Below are 18,216 nucleotides of genomic sequence, written 5' to 3'. Positions count from 1 at the left end.
AACCTACACCGCAGTGTCACCACTACGGCTAACGCGCGGCGATTGCGGGAAGTTTCATCCGGAGCAAGCCGGGACCTCGCCTTTACCTGAGACGAGCGCCTCCAGCGCCAGCTTCGCTCCGTGCAGCGTCTCGGCCTTGACCAGCCGCAACCCGTCGGGCACGGCCTTCATTGCCTCGGCGCAGTTGTTCGCCGGAGTGAGGAAGATCGTGGCGCCGGCGTTGCGCGCGCCCACCATCTTCTGGGCGATGCCGCCGATCGGGCCCACCTTGCCGTCGGGCTTGATGGTGCCCGTGCCGGCGACCTGCTTGCCCCCGGTCAACTGGCCCTCGGTGAGCTTGTCCACGATGCCGAGCGAGAACATCAGCCCCGCGCTCGGCCCGCCGACCTCCCCCACGTTGATGTCGACCTCGAACGGGAACTTGTAGCCCGGCTGCATGTTGATGCCGACGATCGGCTCTCCCCCGGCGGCCACGGTCGACAGGGTGACGTCGAGCTCCTGCCCGCCCCTGGTGACGCCGAACGTCACCTGATCGCCCGGCTTGCGCGCCCGCACCGCCTCGCCGACCTCGTCGGTCTTGGTGACCGGCTTGCCGTCGACGGAGATGATCCGGTCGCCCTTCTGGATCTTGCCGTCGGCGGGCTTGCCCTTCATGGTGGAGGCGACCGTGATGACGGTCTCGTACGGGATCTTCAGCTCGTTCAGCGCGGCTGCCGTGGCGTCGTCCTGCGAGTTGGTCATCTCGATCGTGTTCTCCTCCTCGACCTCCTTCTGGCTGCGGTCGGGGGCGAAGATGGTCTCCTGCGGCACCACGGCGATGGTGGGGTCGATCCAGCCGCGCAGCGCGGTGAGCAGGTCGATCTGTGAGGTGGGGCCGCCTTGATAGGCCACGGTGACGAGCCGGAGCGCGCCGCTGGTCGGATAGGTCTGGCGCCCGGTTATCTTGATCACCGGCTGCTTGTCGATCTCGCCGATGGTGTTCTCCGTGGGGCCGGGACTCAGCACGACGTACGGGACGTCCACGACCGCGCCGACGATGCCGAGCGCGAGCACGAGGAAGCCCGAAACCAGCAGGGTCAAGGCACGTCGCGACATGGATCCGAGCTTATTCGCAGGCGCCGACCCACTCGGTCGACCCGTCGGCGAACTCCTGGTGTTTCCAGATCGGCACCTGGGACTTGAGGTCGTCGATCAGCCGGCGCGCGGCCTTGAACGCCTCGTCGCGGTGGGGGCAGGCCACGGCCACGATCACCGCCGTGTCGCCGAGCGCCAGGTCGCCGACCCGGTGGACGGCGGCGAGCGCGGTCACTGGGAAGTCGGAGGCCACCTTCTCGGCCACGGCGCGGAGTTCGCGCTCGGCGGACGGGTGGGCGGAGTAGGAAAGCTTGGTCACGGGCTTGCCATGATCTTGCTCCCGGACGGTGCCCACGAACACGGTCGTGCCGCCGGCGGCATGGTCGCCCACCGCGGCCAGCACCTCGTCGACGGAGAGCGAGGTGTCACGAATGGCGAGCAACCGGATGACGTCCACGTAAAGAGCCTACAGATTTCTCACTGGCGGCGCTTCTTGCGCACCTGACGGACGATCGCGGCGGTGCCGATGACGGCGACGGTGGCGCCGGCCGCGGTGAGCGTGGCCTCCTTGACGGGCAGCCGCCTGCCGACCACGGTGGTGCGGTTCTCGCGCAGCTCCAGGAGCTGCTTGAAGGCCGCCTCGTTGGTCCACGACGGATTCCACCCGGCCTCGCGCAGGCCGGCGCAGTCGACCACCCACGGGTAGACGACGTAGTGGAGGTCGGTGGCCGGCGCGGGCGTGACGCCCAGCCGGTGAAGCCGCTGGGCGGTGCCGAACGTCAGACCGGCAGGCAGCTCGAACCGCCTGATCCCGGACAACTCCTCGACCTGCTCCAGCTCCAGCCAGCCGTCGCAGCCGACGGCCGCCACGCCGGTGACGGCGCCCTTGGCGGCCAGCTCCAGCGCGGAGAGCAGGTCGTCGAGATGGCAGAACTGCCAGCGCTGCGCGCAGCCCTTGACCATCAGCAGCCGCGGCGACTCGAAGTGGCGGGTGATCACCGTGTCGACGCCCGGCCCGACGACCGCGGCCGGGCGCAGCACCGTGACCTCCAGGCCGGGATGGCTGCGCAGCGACCTGCGCACCAGCGCCTCGATCTCCAGATAGTCGCCGACCACGCCGGTGTCGGGCTCGGCCGCCACCGGGGCGTCCTCGGCGAGGGGCACGTCGTTGTCGGCCGCGGCTCCGTACACCATCGCGCTCGTGACGAGCACCACGCGCCGGACGCGCGCGGCCGCGCTGGCGGTGAGCACGGTCTGGGCGGCTCTCAGGTTGTACGCGCGACGCTCGCCGGGGTCGGAGTCGACGGCGTAGTCACCGGCCAGATGGACCACCACGTCGATGTCGGAGATCCGGTTCGCCAAGAGCGGATCGCGTACGTCGATCACTCGCCAGGTGGCTTCCTGGACGTCGCCGCGCTCCTCGTCGATGGCCACCACTCTGCGGAAATCCGCCGAGGTGACGAGCCTGGCGAGCAGCTCGCGGCCCAGGCCGGATGCGGCACCGGTGACGGCTACGACGGGTCGGCGCGGGCGTTTCGAGGTAGGCACCAGGTCCTCACTTTGCACTGATCCGCCACAGGACGACTAACGTGGCGGATGTGGACTCCTCCATCCTGCACGAGGTAGAGCGGTGACTGACCTGCCAGGTCGCGAAAACGACCCCAACGAAAACCCGTTCGCCATGTTCGGCGACCCTGAGCAGATGGCTCAGGCGATGCGCCAGTTCGCCGACATGCTGTCGGCGCCGCAGGGCTCCGGCCCTGTCAACTGGGACATGGCCAAGAACATCGCCCGTCACGCCGTCGTAGCGCAGGGTGATCCAAGCGTCATGGAAGGTGAGCGCCGCCAGATCGTCGAGGCGCTCCGCCTGGCCGACCTGTGGCTCAACGAGGCGACCACGCTGCCCAGCGGTGTGTCCAACCCGCAGGCGTGGAGCCGGTCGGAGTGGATCGAGAACACGATCCCGGTCTGGCGCAAGCTGGCCGAGCCGATCGCCGAACGCATGGTCGAGACCATGGGCGGCGCCCTCGGCGGGTCCGGCCTGCCGCCCGAGGCCCAGCAGATGGCCGGGCCGCTGATGGGCATGCTCAAGCAGATGGGCGGCATGATGGTCGGCCAGCAGATCGGCCAGGCCATCGGCTCGCTGGCGCGGGAGGTCATCGGCACCACCGACATCGGCCTGCCGCTGTCCGACACGGCCGCGCTGCTGCCCGGCGGCGTCGCCTCCTTCAGCTCCGGCCTCGAACACCCCGCCGACGAGATCAGGCTCTATCTGGCGCTGCGCGAGGCGGCTCACCACCGGCTGTTCCAGCACGTGCCGTGGCTGCGCGGCCACCTGCTCGGGGCCGTCGAGGAGTACGCCAAGGGCATCACGGTCGACACCTCCGCCCTTGAGGAGCAGATCCGCGGGCTCGACATCAACAACCCCCAGGCGCTCCAGGAGGCGCTGAGCGGCGGCGCGCTGCTCAAGCCGGAGGAGACGGAGCGGCAGAAGGCCGCGCTGGCCCGCCTGGAGACGATGCTGGCCCTGGTCGAAGGCTGGGTGGCCACGGTGGTCGACGCCGCCGCCGAGGGCAAGCTGCCGTCCGCGGTCGCGCTGGCGGAGAACGTCCGGCGCCGCCGCGCGACGGGCGGGCCCGCCGAGCTGACCTTCGGCACGCTCGTCGGCCTGGAGCTGCGCCCGCGCAGGCTGCGCGAGGCGGCCAAGCTGTGGCAGGTGGTCAAGGAGGCGCGCGGCGTCGACGGCCGTGACGCGCTCTGGTCCCACCCCGACCTCATGCCGACGGCCGACGACCTGGACGATCCCGAGGCGTTCGTCCGCGGCGAGAGCGAGTGGGACATCTCTCAGCTGGAGCCCAAGCCGGACGACGGGGACGACCGGAGTTGAGCCTGCACGACGACGCGGTGGCCGTGCTCACCGCGTGGACCGCCCCGACCGCCGGGGAGGAGCGGCTGCGCGCCGAGTTCCTCGACCATCTGGCGGCCCACGACGACGCGATGCTGCGCGCGTGCGTTCCCGGCCACCTGACGGCCACCACGGCCGTGCTGTCGCACGACGGCGCCCGGGTGCTGCTCACCCTGCACCCCAAGGCGGGGATGTGGCTGCCGATGGGCGGCCACTGCGAGCCCTCCGACACCACGCTGGCCGGGGTGGCGCTGCGCGAGGCCGTGGAGGAGTCCGGCATCGCGGGCTTGCAGCTCCTGCCCGGCCCGCTGGCGCTGGACCGCCACCGGGTGTGGTGCCATCCGCCGCACAGCTGGCATCTCGACGTCGAGTACGCGGCCGTGGCGCCCGAGGGGGCCGAGGCGGTGATCAGCGAGGAGTCGCTGGATCTGCGCTGGTTCCCGGTGGAGGAGATCCCGGAGCTGTCCGACGAGGCCACCCGGCGCCTCGCGGCCCGGGGGCGCGCGGCGCTGGCCGACGCCCTCACACCGCACGACCGCGGCGCCGCGGGCCGATGAGCGGGTCACCGTCGTAGGGCTTCCGTCCGTGGTCGCCGTCCGCCGGTGAGCGGGGCTTCCTCACGCGGTCGCCGCTGAAGGTTCGTACGGTTTCGAAGGAGGTACCGGTGGGCGTGTCCGCCGAGAGTCCCGTCGGAGGGACGATCGTCACGCCCGCGCGCCGCAGGCGCAGCGGGCGCACCGGGACCGCGCTGACGTGGCTGGCCGTGACGCCGTTCGCGGCGTGGGCGGTGACGAGGCTGGCGGGGCTCGAACGGGGAGCGATCCCCACCCAGATCATGACCGCGACCCCGTACGCGGCCGCGGGCTCGCTGATCCCGCTGATGATCGCCGCACTCGGCCGGCGGCGGGCCGCCGCCGCGGTCGCGCTGCTGACCAGCACCATGCTCGGGTTCAGCGTCCTGCCGCGGACGCTCGGCGTGGCGGAGGCGACGGAGGGCAGGCCGTTCCGGGTGCTGACCGTCAACCTGCTGTTCGGCAGGGCTGACGCGCGGGCGGTCATGGACCTCGTACGGGAGCTGCGTCCGGACGTGCTCAACACGCAGGAGCTGACGCCCGGGGCGGTCGACGAGCTGGACTCGGCCGGGCTGAAGGAACTCATGCCGCACCGCGTGCTGATGGCCGAATGGAACGCGAGCGGCAGCGGCATCTTCTCCCGCCATCCCATGGAGCCGCTGCCCGACGCGCTACCCGAGCTGGAGGGCCACAACATGCCGGTGGCCAGGCTGGCGCTGCCCGGCGGGGCGCCGGTGGAGTTCTACGACGTGCACCCGGTGCCGCCGATCGGGCGGCACGCCGGGGCCTGGCAGACCGCCCTGGAGGCGCTGCCCGGCACGTCCGACGGGCCGGTGCGCATCCTGGCCGGCGACTTCAACGCCTCGCTCGACCACACGCCGATGCGCCGGCTGCTGGCCCGCGGCTACAAGGACGCCGCCGACCAGGTGGGCGCGGGCCTGATCCCGACCTGGCCGGCCAACAGGCGGATCCCGCCGATCATCACGATCGACCACGTGCTGGTCGACGGACGGGCCGGGGTCAAGGCGGTCAGCGTCCACGACGTCCCGGGCACCGACCACCGGGCGGTGTTCGCGGAGCTCAGCGTGCCGTGAGCAGGGCGCGGGTGCTTGGGCGGTGTTCGCGGAGCTCAGCGTGCCGTGAGCAGGGCGCGGGTGCTCTCCCAGCCTTCGAGGCCGTGGTCGAGGCGCTCGGCGTCCTCGGGGTGACGCAGGCGGTGCCAGCCCGGCGTGGTCGCCACCATCCGGCGGCCGGGCGCCTGCGCGCGCAGCGTCGCCACCAGGTCGGGTTCGTCCAGGTCGGGGTCGGCCCAGCCGGGCGGCGGCAGGTGACAGGCGAGCGCGACGGCGCCGCCCCCTTCGGCGGGGCTGACGGTGATCTGCGCGCGTCCCAGCTCGCGGAAGAGCTTGCCGATCAGCAGCGGAGGCAGGTCGGGCGCGTCGGCGGCGACGAGCGCGGCCTGCTCGCCCTTCAACCGTTTGAGCACGTCCTTGACCGGTTCGTCCTCGCCGATCTCGATGATCTCGGTGCCGGGCCAGACGATCTCGTCCAGGCCGGTGACGCTCGTCGCGAGAACGGGGGTGACCAGCTCCAGACCGGCGACCATCTCGTACGTGTCTTCCGCGATCGCCTCCAGCCAGCGGCCCGGGTCGACGCCTCGGGGCGCGGACCGCGCCATGCTCTCCCGTACGAGAACCGCGACAGTGCGCGTCAACACTCCTCCGGGGCGCTCTGGGCGGCGGCGGAGAAGCCCTCCAAGTAGCCGCGGGCGCGCTCGGCCTTGGGATAACGCTCCACCAGGCCCCAGAACCGCGGGCCGTGGCTGGGCACGAGCAGGTGGACCAGCTCGTGCACGATGACGTAGTTGATCACCCATTCGGGCAGGCCCTTGAGCCGGGTCGAGATCCGGATGGTGCCGGTCTCGGGTGTGCACGACCCCCACCGGTGCTGCTGGTTGTCCACCCACCGCACGCTCGCGGGCCGGGCTTTGCCGTCGAGGTACTTCGCGGACAGCTCTTTCGCCCGCTCCAGCAGCGCCTCGTCGGTCGGCCGCCGTTTGCGCTCCTTGGCCGCGAGCCGATCGAGCATCCGGCTCACCCATTCATCCGCGTCCTCGCCGCTGAGCCAGGCGGGCAGGAGCACGATCGTTTTGTCGCCGTCGCGGTAAGCGGAGACCGTACGCCGGCGACGAGAACTGCGACGGACCTCGACTGTCTCGGGGGGCACATATGCACGGTAGCCGACACGAACGGAATTCCCCAGAGGGCGAGACATGTTTCTGCTGGTCAGATGATTAAGAGCCGGTGAATTTGGGCACGCGCGGTTTCCTGATCGCGATGACGGCGGCACGCCGGAAGGCCCGTTCTGAGCGTTGCTTCAAGAAGATGGTGACTCCTGGTCAAGAGCTTTGGGGATGATCGTTCTCAGGGTCCTGGTTTACCCAATCTTTAAGGTTTAACGGGTGTTTCCGTCCATCCACAAGAGGGGCTGGGACCTGGCAGGTTATCCACAGGGGCGGGCTTTGGGGTGCGGGATCTTGAATGCCCGTGCAAATCTTCGGGCCATGAGGCCACGTCTGCATCCCGCCCTCCCCCTCGTCGACCGCGACGAGCAGACCGTCCAGCTCGGCGCCCATCCGCGGCGGGCCGTCGTCCTGACCGGGCTCAGCCGGGCCGCCCGCCGGTGGCTCGGCGGCCTCGACGGCAGCCGTGACCTGGCCGGGGCGTTGCGCGAGGCACGCTCGGCGGGGGTGCCGGAGTCCTCCGCCCGCGCCCTGCTCGACCGGCTGGCCCGGTCCGGCGTGCTCGACGACGCGGGCGGTCCGGCGGTCCCGCTGCCCCTGGCGGCGCTCGACCGGATGCGGCCCGACCTCGACGCGATGGACCTCGCCGGGTCCGCCGCCGGCGCCGGGCGCGAGACGCTGCGGCGGCGTGCGGGCTCGCGTGTGCGGGTGTACGGGGCGGGGCGCGTGGGGGCTCAGGTGGTGGCGCTGCTGGCAGCGGCGGGCGTGGGCCGCATCCGGGTGTTCGACCCCGAGCCCACCCGGCCGCGCGACCTGACGCCGGGCGGTCTGACGTGGGCCGAGGTCGGGATGACTCGGGAGGAGGGCGCGGCTGTGGTGGCGGGGCGGCTGTCCCCTCCGGGGGGTGTTGTGTCGGGGCCGCTGCCTCAGCCTGGCAGGGATGTGGTCGGACGGGCGACCCGGCCCGGCGGTGATGCGGCGGGGCGGCCGGATCAACCCGACGGCAGTGTGGCGGGGCAGCAAGGGCGCCCCGGCAGCGCTGCCTCGGGGCAGGCTCCATCCGGCAGCGCTGCCGCGGGGCGGCGAGCGCACTCCGGCGGTCGTACAACGGGACGGCAGGCTCAGTCCGGTGGGGGTGCCGCAGGGCGGCAGGCCCAGTTCGGCGACGGCGATACGGCGGAGCGGACAGGGCAGGCAGGGCGGGCAGGACTGGCGCGACCGGCGGAAGGAGCGAGGCGGGCAGGAACGACTGGGCGGACAGGGCAGGCGCGACCGGCGGAAGAGGCGAGGCGGGCAGAAGCGGCGGGACGGGTGGGGAGACGGGGTCGCGCCGGGGGCGAACGGGTGACGGTGGAAGTGCTGGCGGGTGGGCCGTACTTGGGCGACGGGACCGACCGGCCCGACCTGGTGATCCTCACCCCCGTACGGCCGCTCGACATGGTGTTGGTCAACGAGTTGACGGCGCTGGGGATCCCGCATCTGCTCGGATCCGCGTTCGAAGGGCATGGATTCACGGGTCCGCTCGTTATACCTGGACAAACCGCCTGTTTGCACTGCCTAGACTTGACCCGACGAGATCACGATCCGGCCTGGCCGATCGTCACCGCCAGACTCGGCGGCTATCCCCCAGGGGAGATCGCCTGCGACGCCGCCCTGGCGGCCTCGGTCGCCGCCTCGGTGACCGGTCATGCCCTCGACTACCTCGACGGACACGCCTCTGCTGTGATGAACGGCACAACCGACATATCGCCTGATCGACACTGGAAGTACCGGTCTTGGGCAATCCACGCGCAATGTCGTTGTATACGAACCAATCCATATCCGCTAACAATGGTCATGTCAGCTACCTGCGAGTGACCTGCACAGGTAACGACCGCCGAAGGGGGGAAGCGGCATCTCGGCAGAGATTCCGCAGATCAGGATGAGCGATCTTCCTCGCCGCGCTGTGACGCGCTCCGCCAAGCTGGCCACCCTGCCCCTCGGATTCGCCGGACGCACCGCGCTCGGGCTGGGCAAGCGCATCGGCGGCAAGTCCGCGGAGATGGTGGCCGAGGAGATCCAGCAGCGCACCGCCGAACAGATCTTCAAGGTGCTGGGCGAGCTCAAGGGCGGGGCGATGAAGCTCGGCCAGGCGTTGTCCATCTTCGAGGCCGCCCTGCCTCCCGAGATCGTCGCCCCCTACCGCGCGACGCTGACCAAGCTGCAGGACGCGGCGCCCCCGCTGCCCGTCGCCACGGTCCACAAGGTGCTGGCCGACCAGCTCGGCGACGACTGGCGCGATCACTTCCAGTCGTTCGACGACGAGCCGACCGCCGCCGCCTCCATCGGCCAGGTCCACCGCGCCGTGTGGCACGACGGCCGCGAGGCCGCGGTCAAGATCCAGTACCCCGGCGCCGGGAAGGCCCTGCTCGGCGACTTCACCCAGCTCGCCAGGCTCGGCAAGCTGTTCGGGGTGCTCATGCCTGGCCTCGACATCAAGTCGGTGCTCGCCGAGTTGCGTGAGCGGATCGCCGAGGAGCTCGACTATCTCCGCGAGGCCGAGGCGCAGCACGCGTTCGCGCTGGAGTTCCACGACGACCCCGACTTCCACGTGCCCGACGTCATCGCCGCCAACGAGACCGTGCTGGTCACCGAGTGGATGGACGGCGTCCCGCTGTCGCGCGTCATCACCGAGGGCTCGAAGGAGGAGCGCGACCGGGCCGGGCTGCTGTTCGTGCGCTTCCTGTTCTGCTCCCCCGCCAGGGTCGCCATGCTGCACGCCGACCCCCACCCGGGCAACTTCCGCATGCTGCCCAACGGCAAACTCGGCGTCCTCGACTTCGGCGCGGTCAACCGGGGCGGCTACCCCGTGGCGTTCGGCCAGCTCACCCGCATCTTCAACCAGGGTGACATGGACACCGTGATCGCCGGGTTGCGCGAGGAGGGGTTCATCCGGCCCGGCATCGAGGTCGACCCCGACGCCCTGCGCGCCTTCCTCGCTCCCTACGTGGAGCCGACGGCCGTGGAGGAGTTCACCTTCAGCCGCGAATGGCTGCAGGCGCAGGCCGCCTCGGTGACCGACCTGCGGCCGGGCAACGTGGTCCGCCAGCTCAACCTGCCACCCTCGTACGTGCTCATCCACCGGGTCCACATCGCGGGCATCGGCGTTCTCTGCCAGCTCGGCACGACGGCGCGCTTCCGCGACGAGGTGATCCGCTGGGTCCCCGGCTTCTCCGACGACACCATCGACCCGGAAGACAAGGCCCTCGCCACCACCTGACGGGGGTTGGCGTTGAGGCCTTCCGGGTTGCCCGGCTCCTTGGCGGCACCTGGTCCCGCCTGACGGCGGTCGTCATCGAGTCCTTTCGGGTTGCCCAGCCCCGACACCACCTTGCCGCCATCTGATGGGTTGCCGCTCCCCGGTGTCAGCATGGGTATCGACGCCTGCCTGGGTGCGCCTGCCCTGGTCCTTGTGGGTGAACGCGTGGGGAGGGCCCTGGTCGAGAGGGAGTTCTTCGCGGTCCTGTTGATCTAGTGCCCCGCGTCTTGGGTCTCCACCGATCGAGTGTCTCGCGTCTCAGGTGACCGCTAACCCGAGGGCCCCGGCGTCCCCGGTTGCCACCGGCGATCGAATGTTCAGGAGCTTGGTTCCCGATTGGATGTGGGGTTCTCGGGTTCTGGGCGTACGGTGCGCGTACTCCACATCGTCCCCCGGGCGGGCTTCCGCTCAGGGGTGTCTGCTGCATCCTGGGTGCGTGCGGGGCCTGGATGCGGGGCGGTCCTGGATGCGGGGCGGGTCCTGGCGGGTCCTGGATGCGGAGCCCCGCGCGCGGGGGTCCTGGGTGCGAGAGGCCCTGGGTGCGAGAGGCCCTGGGTGCGAGAGGTCCTGGGTGCGAAGGGTCCTGGGCGCGAAGGGTCCTGGGCGCGAAGGGTCCTGGGCGCGAAGGGTCCTGGGTGGGCAGGCGGTGATTTTCTGATTGTGCTGGAGTCTTTCGTGGTTCTTACGGAAGCCTTCGGGGGCTCTGCTTGGCGGGTCAGCAAGCCGATGATGGCGGCAATCGCTCATCGACGCCGAGGAGAGGTGGGATCCGGATGGGTCTCTATCGGATGGCCGGGATCGCCGGTTATGCGTGCGCCGTGCTGCTGGTCTTCAATGTGTTCCGGCGGGGCGGGCTGGTGCCCGAGACGGCGGTCACGCACGCGGTCGCGCCGTTCGCGGCGTTGTCCGGGTTGTTCGCGATCACGGGGCTCTATCTGCTCATCCGGAGCCGGGCGGGCGGGCTCGGGCTGGCTGGATACGTGCTCAACGCCGCCGGGCTGGCCGGGGCGTTCGCCGTCGAGTACGCGCTGCACTTCGTCTTCCCGGCGCTTCCCGGTGCGACGGTGAAGAGCCTGCTGGCCGGTGGGACGGGGATGGCGTTCCTGGTGACCTCGGTGGTGTTGATGTCGGGGGTGCTGCTGTTCGGCGTGGCGGCCATCCGGTCGGGGGCGCTTCCGGTCGTCGCGGTGGTGTTCTATGCCGTGGGGATGGTGCCCGGGTCGTTGCGTGGGGTCGTGCCTGAGTGGGCCTACCTCGGCGGGCTGGTCGTCGCGGCGGCGGGGGTCGCCTGGATGGCCGCCCGTCTTTGCGCGGCCGACAGCCCAGGTGATCCTCTGGGCAGGCCGGCCGGTCAGCCCGCGTAGAAGACGTCGGCGCCCTTCCACGTCAAGACCTCGTGGGAAACGTACGAAATGATGACCTGCGGAACAGTTGTACGCCGGGACACGACAGTCTGCGGACCGTACCTCCGGGCGTGCGAGCCCGCGGGAGCCGTACGGAAATGCGGAGACCCGCGCGGAACCGTCGTTCCGCGCGGGTCGGGGATTCTCGGGTGGGAGATCCTGCGCCGGCGGCAGGATCTCCCCGGTCATAGCACCAGGCTCAACGCTCTGTTGAGGCGTTCGTTGGCGCGCCGTACGCCGCGTCGGGCCTTGCGGACGCGGGCGATGCGGGTGGCCACGCGGTGCTCCTCCGCCTCGCGGTGGAGGGTCCGTATTCGGTCGTTGACCAGTTCATGGTAGAGATACGGGGCCGAGAAGTCGCCGCTCGTCGGGACCAGGTTCATCGGATTTCCTCTTTCTGGTGGTTACTGCTGGATCGGTGGTTCAGGCCGCGACGGGGTGCTTACGCGGGCGGCCACGCGGACGCTTGCGGGGCACGATGGTCCCGCGGAGGATGAGCTCGCCACCCCAGACGCCCCACGGCTCCTCGCGCTCGAGCGCGCGGTCGAGGCAGGCCTTCTGGATCGGGCACCCGGTGCAGAGCGCCTTGGCGAACTCGACGTCCTCCGGCGACTCGGCGAACCACAGGTCAGGGTCGGTACGACAGGGGATCTCGGCTTCGTCGATCAGGTCCATGATCGTCTTCGCCCCCATCAGCTTTCTCCTTTGATCGAACCTTGTTTGGGTCTGACACACCTCGTGGGTGATCGGGATCACGGACAAACAAAGAGGCCGCGGATCCTGATTGCGGATCCGCGGCCTGGGGGCTGCTGTGTGCCGGTCAGGTTATGACCGGAGCATCCCTCCAGGGTTGCGGACCCACTCCACGCTTGGCAATCGGCTGGGTCGGCACTTCGGCGCCTGCGGCGTAGGCAGGAACGCCCAGAGAGGCGGCACCGAAGACGGGAGCGCTCGGGACGACGCCGCCGCGGTGGGCGCGCGCGTACATCGGGGACTCCTGGCGACGGGCAGACTCGTCCTGCCGCAGCTTGGCCGGCCCATCGACGAGCCTCACCGAGTCACGGCATGCGAAAGCGAGCCACTTCGTGGCCTGCGTCGTGTTGATGCTGATCACCGGGACTCACCTCCGCTCTGGGATCGTCGGGCAGGGACGCCCGACTCGCTTGTCCAAGACCCTAAACCGGGATCCGGGGATTGGGCAACGTATTTTCTACCTGCGATTTTGTGACAATCTCGTGCGGATCATGGCCTCCTGAACCACGGACACCACGAGTTCACCGGAGGCGTTGTACATTTCCCCGCGCGCCAGCCCCCTGGCGCCGCCGGCCCACGGCGACTGCTGCGCGTAGAGCAGCCACTCGTCGGCCCTGAACGGCCGGTGGAACCAGATGGCGTGGTCGAGCGAGGCGCCCATGATGTCGCTGGTGCCCCAGGCCAGCCCGTGGGCGAGCAGGATCGTGTCGACCAGCGTGTAGTCGGAGGCGTAGGCGCCCAGCACGACGTGCAGCAGCGGGTCGTCGGGCAGCTCGGCGTCGTAGCGGAACCACACGTTGGTCTCGGCGCTGCGCAGGTCGGGGTCGAGGTGCGCCTCCCAGACCAGCGGCGAGACGTAGCGGGCGTCGACCGGGCGCGGCCGGGACAGCCACTCGCGCATCTCGTGCTCCTCGCCGACGAGCGCGAGCATCTGCTCCTGGAAGGTGGGCAGGCTCTCGGGAGCGGGCACGGCGGGCATGATCGACGCCTGGTGCTCGATGCCGGGCTCGTCGACGTGGAACGAGGCCGACATCGTGAAGATCGCCTTGCCGTGCTGGATCGCCACCACCCGCCGGGTGGTGAACGACCGGCCGTCGCGGACGCGCTCCACGTCGTAGACGATCGGGATGGCGGGGTCACCCGGCCGGATGAAGTAGGCGTGCAGCGAGTGGACGTTCTTGCCGGGCGGCACGGTGCGGCCGGCGGCGACGAGGGCCTGCGCGGCGACCTGCCCGCCGAAGACGCGCTGGATGCGCTCCTCGGGGCTCCGGCCGCGGAACATGTCTTGCTCGAGCTGCTCCAGGTCGAGCAGGTCGAGCACTTCCTTCAGGGCCTCGTTCACCCTTCCCCCTTCACACCGGCACGCGCGAGCAGCTCCCCGGGCCCGCCCCGCACATAGTGGCACCCCGCGCACATAGTGGCACCCCGCGGTTTCGCGGTGGTTACGACGATCTCGTCCTGGGCCGGAGACGACAGCACAGAATATGCGGGGTCAAGGCGCGGAGCCGCCGCGGCACAGGCCGAGCACCGCCTCCCCGTAGCGGTCGAGCTTGACCCTGCCGATGCCCGCGATCGACAGGAGCTCCTGCTCGGTCGTCGGCACCCGTTCGGCGATGGCCTGCAGCGTCACGTCCGTGAACACGACGTACGGCGGGATCTTGGACTCCTTGGCCGTGGCGGTCCGCCACGCCTTCAGGCTCTCCAGCAGCGCCTCGTCGTAGTCGGCCGGGCAGGTCGCGCACCGGCCCAGCTTCTGCTCGGCGGCCGCCACCAGGGTCTTGGCGCAGATCCGGCAGCTGACCGGGGCCGCCATCTCCCGGCGCTCGCGTACGGGCGAGGCGGCCCGCGCGGGCGTGGACGGGCGCCCCGTCAGCCCGTCGAGGAACCGGGACGGGCGGCGGCTCTTGCGCCCGCCCGGCGCCCTGGCCAGCGCCCACGACAGCGACAGGTGGTGACGGGCGCGGGTGACGCCGACGTACAGCAGGCGGCGCTCCTCCTCGATCTGCTCCGGCGTCTCCGCGTAGATGATCGGCACCATGCCGTCGGTGAGCCCGACGAGGAAGACGGCGTCCCACTCCAGACCCTTGGCGGCGTGCAGGGAGGCCAGCGTGACGCCCTCGACGGGCGGCGCGTGCTGCTCGGCGGCGCGCCGCTCCAGCTCGGCCACGAACGCGGGCAGGTCGGCGCCCTCGGCCGCCAGGTCCTCGGCGAGGTCGGCCAGCGCCTTGAGCGACTCCCACTTCTCGCGCGCCTTGCCGCCGCCGGGCGGCGACGGGGTCAGCCCGACCCCGGCCAGGATGTGGTGGACCTCGGAGGCGAGCGGCTCACCGGAGTGGGATCGGGCCGCGCCGCGCAGCAGCACGACGGACTGCCGCACCTCGGCCCGCTCGAAGAAGCGCTCGGCGCCGCGCACCACGTACGGGATCTCCGCCTTCGACAGCGCCTCCTCGTAGGCCTCGGACTGCGAGTTGGTACGGAAGAGGACCGCGATCTCGCGGGACGGGACGCCTTGGTCGATCAGCTTGCGGATGCCGCGGGCGACTCCGGCGGCCTCGGCGGGCTCGTCGTCGTAGTCGGCGAACACGGGCCTGGGACCGTCGGGGCGCTGCGCGACGAGCTCCAGGCGGTGCGGCGACTTGCTCTTGGCGATGACGAGGTTGGCGAGGTTGACCACCTGGGGGGTGGAGCGGTAGTCGCGCACCAGCTTGATGACCGCGGCGTCAGGGAACTCGACCGCGAAGCCGGTCAGGTAGCGGGGGGTGGCGCCGGTGAAGGAGTAGATCGTCTGGTTGGGGTCGCCGACCACGCAGAGGTCGTCGCGGCCGCCGAGCCAGGTGTCGAGCAGCAGTTTCTGCAGCGGGTTGACGTCTTGGTACTCGTCGACGACGAAGTAACGGTATTGCTGACGGATCTGGGCGGCGACCTCGGCGTGCTCGGTCATCACCGCCGCGGTCAGCTCCAGGATCGTCTCGAAGTCGACGAGGTGGCGCTCGCGCCGGATCCGCTCGTACTCCTCGTACAGGCGCGTCACCTCCTCGGCGGGGACCGGAGGAGTGCGGTGGTGCTTGGCGGCGGCGGCGACGTAGTCTTCCGGCCCGACCTGGGTGACCTTGGCCCATTCGACCTCGGCGGCGATGTCGCGCAGCTCGGAGCGCTCGGGGCTCTTGCGGATCGCGCGGCAGGCCTCGATCAGCACCGGCAGCTTCGACTCGATCACCGACGGGGCGGAGCCGCCGATCACCCGCGGCCAGAAGTAGGTGAGCTGCCGCAGCGCGGCGGCGTGGAACGTGCGCGCCTGCACCCCCGGCGCGCCCAGCTGCCGCAGCCGCTGGCGCAGCTCGCCCGCGGCGCGTGTGGTGAATGTCACGGCGAGCACGCTCTGCGCGTCGACCACCCCGCTGCGCACCGCGTGAGCGATCCTGCGCGTGATGGCCCTGGTCTTGCCCGTGCCGGCGCCGGCCAGCACGCACACCGGCCCGCGCACGGTCTCGGCCACCTCGCGCTGCTCGGGGTCGAGCCCGGACAGCACGTCGTCCACGCTGCTCACCTGTCTATCCTCCCAGCCGGTGGCGGTCCGGACGCCATTGTGTCAACCGGCGGTGTCACCCGTTTCACAGCCAACAAGATGCAAACAACTAGTTTCTTCCATCACAATGGGCCCCGTCACTTGGATGGGGAGGAAGGAAAGCCGTGCGCACAGCGGTTGCCGTGAGCGTCCTCGCGCTCGCTTGTGTCGCGCTCGCCCCGGCGAGCGCGCAGGCGGCGCAGGATCCGACACCCGGCCCTGCGGCGACCATGACGACCGACCCCGACGGCATCGGCGGCCTGGCCAAGGAGACCATCGCCTACGGCAAGCACCACCGCCAGCAGATGGACGTGTGGTGGACCCCCGACGGCATGGAACGGCCGGGCGTCTTCATCATCCACGGCGGCTGGTGGTCCAGCGGCGACAAGCGTGGCATGACCCAGATCACCCGGTCGTTCGCCGACCTGGGCTACACCGTCTTCAACATCAACTACCGGTTGTCGACCCACGCCGCCTGGCCGGCGCAGCGCACCGACGCGCTGGCCGCGATCGCCGCCGCCCGTCGCCACGCCGACCGGTGGGCGTTCGACGCGAGCAAGTACGCGGTGGTCGGGTTCTCGGCGGGCGGTCACATCGCCGCCGCCGTCGGCACCTTCGGCAACGGCATGCAGGGGCTGAAGGGCGTGGTCGGGCTCTCCCCCATCACCTCGCCGCTGCGCGCCTACACCGACGGGGCCGCGGCCGTCGACATCAACAAGATCCGGCTGCGCAAGGCGGCGATCCGGCTGGCCGGCGGCTGCCACCCCAAGGGCAAGTGCTCGCGGGTGTGGGCCAGCATGGAGGTCGCCTGGCACGCCAGCCGCAAGGACGCCCCCATGCTGACCGTGCACGCGCAGGACGAGTTCGTGCCGCCGGCTCAGAGCGAGCTGCTCAAGCAGGCGCTCGGCAAGGTCGGCGTGACCGTCGACACGATCACCATGCCGGGCCTGTCGCACAGCTCCGCCCTCTACCGCGAGCCGGGCGTGGCCGAGCGCGTCCAGGCGTGGATCGCCGAGCGCATCGGGTGAGGGATTAACCGGGCGGTCCGTGGTGTTGCACGGATCGCCTGATATTTCCCCTGACCTGGGAGGGATTCCTCAGAGATGGCGCTCACGGTCTACAGCACCACGTGGTGCGGCCCCTGCAAGCGGCTCAAGTCCCAGCTGGCCCGCGAGGGCATCAGCTTCAACGAGGTCGACATCGAACGCGACCCGGACGCGGCCGCCTTCGTCATGAGCGTCAACGGCGGCAACCAGGTGGTGCCGACGGTGGTCATCGAGACCCCCAAGGGACGCGTCGTCCGCACCAACCCGTCCGCCCGTGAGGTCAAGGCCCTCATGGAAGCGGCCTGAGAGATTTCGTGAGACCCGGGTGACCGATCACCCGGGTCTTTCGTGTGTGCGGGCTACCAGTCGCCCGTCAGCGGGCTGCCGTACCAGGTCTCGATGAGGCGGCGGGCGATGGAGACCGCCGGCGGGAGGCGGACCTCGCCGGTTTCGAGCGCGTGGGCCAGCTCCTCGCGGGAGAACCAGCGGGCGTCGACGATCTCCTCGGAGTCGGGGGTGAGCTCGGTGGAAAGCGCATTGGCGAAGAAGCCGAGCATGAGGCTGCGCGGGAACGGCCACGGCTGGCTGCCGAGGTAGCGCGGGCTGGTGACGATGATGCCCACCTCCTCGGCCACCTCGCGGATGACGGCGGCTTCCAGCGACTCGCCGGGCTCGACGAACCCGGCCAGGATCGACAGGCGGCCCTCCGGCCACTGCGGGCCTCGGGCCAGCAGGCAGCGGTCGTCGGCGTCGCGAATCAGCATGATGACCGCCGGGTCGACGCGGGGGAAGTGCTGGCTGCCGTCGTGCGGGCAGACCCGGATGTGGCCGCCCGCCTCGACGGTCGTGCGGGTGCCGCAGCGCGGGCAGAACTGGTGGGTGCTGTGCCAGGCCTCCAGGGCCACGGCGTAGACCAGCAGACCGGCGTCGCGGTCGCCGAGCAGCCCGCCCGCCTGGCGCAGCCCTGCGGGCACCGGACGGCCCTCGGGGGCCTCGTGCGGGTGCATCGGCACGGTGACGCGGCCGTTGACGTCGCCCCCGGGGCCGGTGGGCAGCGGAGCGGACACGGCGAAGTAGGCGACGCCGTCGGCCACGCCCAGCAGGAAGCGCTCGCCCGGCGGGGCGTCGGCGGGTGGGTAGAGCACCGCCCGCACCTCGTCTCCGACGCGTTCGACGAGGGTGCGGCCGTTGTCGATGACGAGGACCCGGCTCGTGGGATCGTGCCAGGCACGTTCCAACCACGCGGGGTTGGATCTCAGCACCGCCGATCTGTCGATGGTGCCCCGTGCCAGGAGCAGCGGTCCGATCAGTTGCTCATCCGCTCGCGTTTCCACGGGTCCACCCTTCCAAATCCGCTG

General features: G+C 70.8%; 18 protein-coding genes. 8 read left to right on the top strand and 10 right to left on the bottom strand.

The features are described 5' to 3' along the window. Nucleotides 1-54 precede the first annotated feature (54 nt). From ACGFI7_RS34525 to ACGFI7_RS34515, 3 genes are read right to left on the bottom strand one after another with little or no spacing between them, the layout of a single operon-like run. Nucleotides 55-1,095: a PDZ domain-containing protein gene (locus ACGFI7_RS34525; RefSeq protein ID WP_393412117.1), complete on the bottom strand. Its 1,041-nt coding sequence runs from the start codon at nucleotides 1,093-1,095 to the stop codon at nucleotides 55-57. 10 nt (nucleotides 1,096-1,105) lie between these two features. Then, nucleotides 1,106-1,531 carry a molybdenum cofactor biosynthesis protein MoaE gene (locus ACGFI7_RS34520; RefSeq protein WP_393412115.1) on the bottom strand — a complete coding sequence of 142 codons (426 nt, stop codon included), beginning with the start codon at nucleotides 1,529-1,531 and terminating at the stop codon, nucleotides 1,106-1,108. 20 nt (nucleotides 1,532-1,551) lie between these two features. Continuing rightward, nucleotides 1,552-2,625: an NAD-dependent epimerase/dehydratase family protein gene (locus tag ACGFI7_RS34515; RefSeq protein WP_393412179.1), complete on the bottom strand. Its 1,074-nt coding sequence runs from the start codon at nucleotides 2,623-2,625 to the stop codon at nucleotides 1,552-1,554. A gap of 130 nt (nucleotides 2,626-2,755) precedes the next feature. On the opposite strand from ACGFI7_RS34515, the gene ACGFI7_RS34510 reads away from it, so the two are divergent. The 3 genes from ACGFI7_RS34510 to ACGFI7_RS34500 all read left to right on the top strand — a co-directional run bounded on the left by ACGFI7_RS34510 (nucleotide 2,756) and on the right by ACGFI7_RS34500 (nucleotide 5,645). After that, nucleotides 2,756-3,961, top strand: coding sequence for a zinc-dependent metalloprotease (locus ACGFI7_RS34510; protein WP_393412177.1), 1,206 nt, complete (start codon nucleotides 2,756-2,758; stop codon nucleotides 3,959-3,961). Beyond that, a complete protein-coding gene (locus ACGFI7_RS34505; protein WP_393412113.1) occupies nucleotides 3,958-4,536 on the top strand; it encodes an NUDIX hydrolase in 579 nt (192 codons plus the stop codon). Before ACGFI7_RS34510 ends, ACGFI7_RS34505 begins: the two co-directional genes overlap by 4 nt. 107 nt (nucleotides 4,537-4,643) lie before the next feature. After that, nucleotides 4,644-5,645, top strand: coding sequence for an endonuclease/exonuclease/phosphatase family protein (locus ACGFI7_RS34500; RefSeq protein ID WP_393412111.1), 1,002 nt, complete (start codon nucleotides 4,644-4,646; stop codon nucleotides 5,643-5,645). A gap of 35 nt (nucleotides 5,646-5,680) precedes the next feature. On the opposite strand, the gene ACGFI7_RS34495 is transcribed toward ACGFI7_RS34500, so the two are convergent. Next, nucleotides 5,681-6,265, bottom strand: coding sequence for a hypothetical protein (locus tag ACGFI7_RS34495; RefSeq protein ID WP_393412109.1), 585 nt, complete (start codon nucleotides 6,263-6,265; stop codon nucleotides 5,681-5,683). Continuing rightward, the gene (locus ACGFI7_RS34490) at nucleotides 6,262-6,777 is read right to left on the bottom strand and encodes a M48 family metallopeptidase (protein WP_393412107.1); all 516 of its coding nucleotides are present in this window, start codon (nucleotides 6,775-6,777) and stop codon (nucleotides 6,262-6,264) included. The genes ACGFI7_RS34495 and ACGFI7_RS34490 overlap by 4 nt, the downstream gene beginning before the upstream one ends. Before the next feature lie 337 nt (nucleotides 6,778-7,114). Here ACGFI7_RS34490 and ACGFI7_RS34485 point away from each other — a divergent pair, with 337 nt between their 5' ends. From ACGFI7_RS34485 to ACGFI7_RS34475, 3 genes are all read left to right on the top strand, one after another. After that, nucleotides 7,115-8,650 carry a ThiF family adenylyltransferase gene (locus ACGFI7_RS34485; protein WP_393412105.1) on the top strand — a complete coding sequence of 512 codons (1,536 nt, stop codon included), beginning with the start codon at nucleotides 7,115-7,117 and terminating at the stop codon, nucleotides 8,648-8,650. Nucleotides 8,651-8,714: 64 nt separating this feature from the next. Beyond that, a complete protein-coding gene (locus ACGFI7_RS34480; RefSeq protein WP_393412103.1) occupies nucleotides 8,715-10,052 on the top strand; it encodes an ABC1 kinase family protein in 1,338 nt (445 codons plus the stop codon). Between the two features lie 812 nt (nucleotides 10,053-10,864). Then, nucleotides 10,865-11,455, top strand: a complete 591-nt coding sequence (locus ACGFI7_RS34475; RefSeq protein WP_393412101.1) for a hypothetical protein — start codon at nucleotides 10,865-10,867, stop codon at nucleotides 11,453-11,455. A 224-nt stretch (nucleotides 11,456-11,679) separates the two neighbouring features. Here the strand turns inward: ACGFI7_RS34475 and ACGFI7_RS34470 are convergent, their stop codons facing one another. From ACGFI7_RS34470 to ACGFI7_RS34455, 4 genes are all read right to left on the bottom strand, one after another. Beyond that, nucleotides 11,680-11,877, bottom strand: coding sequence for a hypothetical protein (locus tag ACGFI7_RS34470; protein WP_393412099.1), 198 nt, complete (start codon nucleotides 11,875-11,877; stop codon nucleotides 11,680-11,682). A gap of 40 nt (nucleotides 11,878-11,917) precedes the next feature. Then, the gene (locus tag ACGFI7_RS34465; protein WP_393412097.1) at nucleotides 11,918-12,187 is read right to left on the bottom strand and encodes a WhiB family transcriptional regulator; all 270 of its coding nucleotides are present in this window, start codon (nucleotides 12,185-12,187) and stop codon (nucleotides 11,918-11,920) included. A gap of 517 nt (nucleotides 12,188-12,704) precedes the next feature. Next, nucleotides 12,705-13,589 carry an acyl-CoA thioesterase II gene (gene tesB, locus ACGFI7_RS34460; RefSeq protein ID WP_393412095.1) on the bottom strand — a complete coding sequence of 295 codons (885 nt, stop codon included), beginning with the start codon at nucleotides 13,587-13,589 and terminating at the stop codon, nucleotides 12,705-12,707. A gap of 150 nt (nucleotides 13,590-13,739) precedes the next feature. Further along, nucleotides 13,740-15,785, bottom strand: a complete 2,046-nt coding sequence (locus ACGFI7_RS34455) for an ATP-dependent DNA helicase UvrD2 (protein WP_393412175.1) — start codon at nucleotides 15,783-15,785, stop codon at nucleotides 13,740-13,742. 152 nt (nucleotides 15,786-15,937) lie between these two features. On the opposite strand from ACGFI7_RS34455, the gene ACGFI7_RS34450 reads away from it, so the two are divergent. Together ACGFI7_RS34450 and ACGFI7_RS34445 are read left to right on the top strand one after the other, a co-directional pair. Then, entirely contained in the window at nucleotides 15,938-16,840 is a 903-nt protein-coding gene (locus ACGFI7_RS34450; RefSeq protein ID WP_393412093.1) for an alpha/beta hydrolase, read from the top strand. Between the two features lie 75 nt (nucleotides 16,841-16,915). Beyond that, on the top strand, nucleotides 16,916-17,164 hold the full coding sequence (locus ACGFI7_RS34445) for a glutaredoxin domain-containing protein (RefSeq protein ID WP_393412091.1): 249 nt from the start codon (nucleotides 16,916-16,918) through the stop codon (nucleotides 17,162-17,164). 53 nt (nucleotides 17,165-17,217) lie between these two features. On the opposite strand, the gene nudC is transcribed toward ACGFI7_RS34445, so the two are convergent. Continuing rightward, nucleotides 17,218-18,192, bottom strand: coding sequence for an NAD(+) diphosphatase (nudC, locus tag ACGFI7_RS34440; RefSeq protein WP_393412089.1), 975 nt, complete (start codon nucleotides 18,190-18,192; stop codon nucleotides 17,218-17,220). Nucleotides 18,193-18,216 lie beyond the last annotated feature (24 nt).

The sequence above is a fragment of the Nonomuraea sp. NPDC048826 genome, assembly GCF_043198225.1.
Classification (GTDB): Bacteria; Actinomycetota; Actinomycetes; order Streptosporangiales; family Streptosporangiaceae; genus Nonomuraea.
Note: the sequence above shows the minus strand (reverse complement) of the source record. Positions and strands in the feature narration are given on the sequence as shown.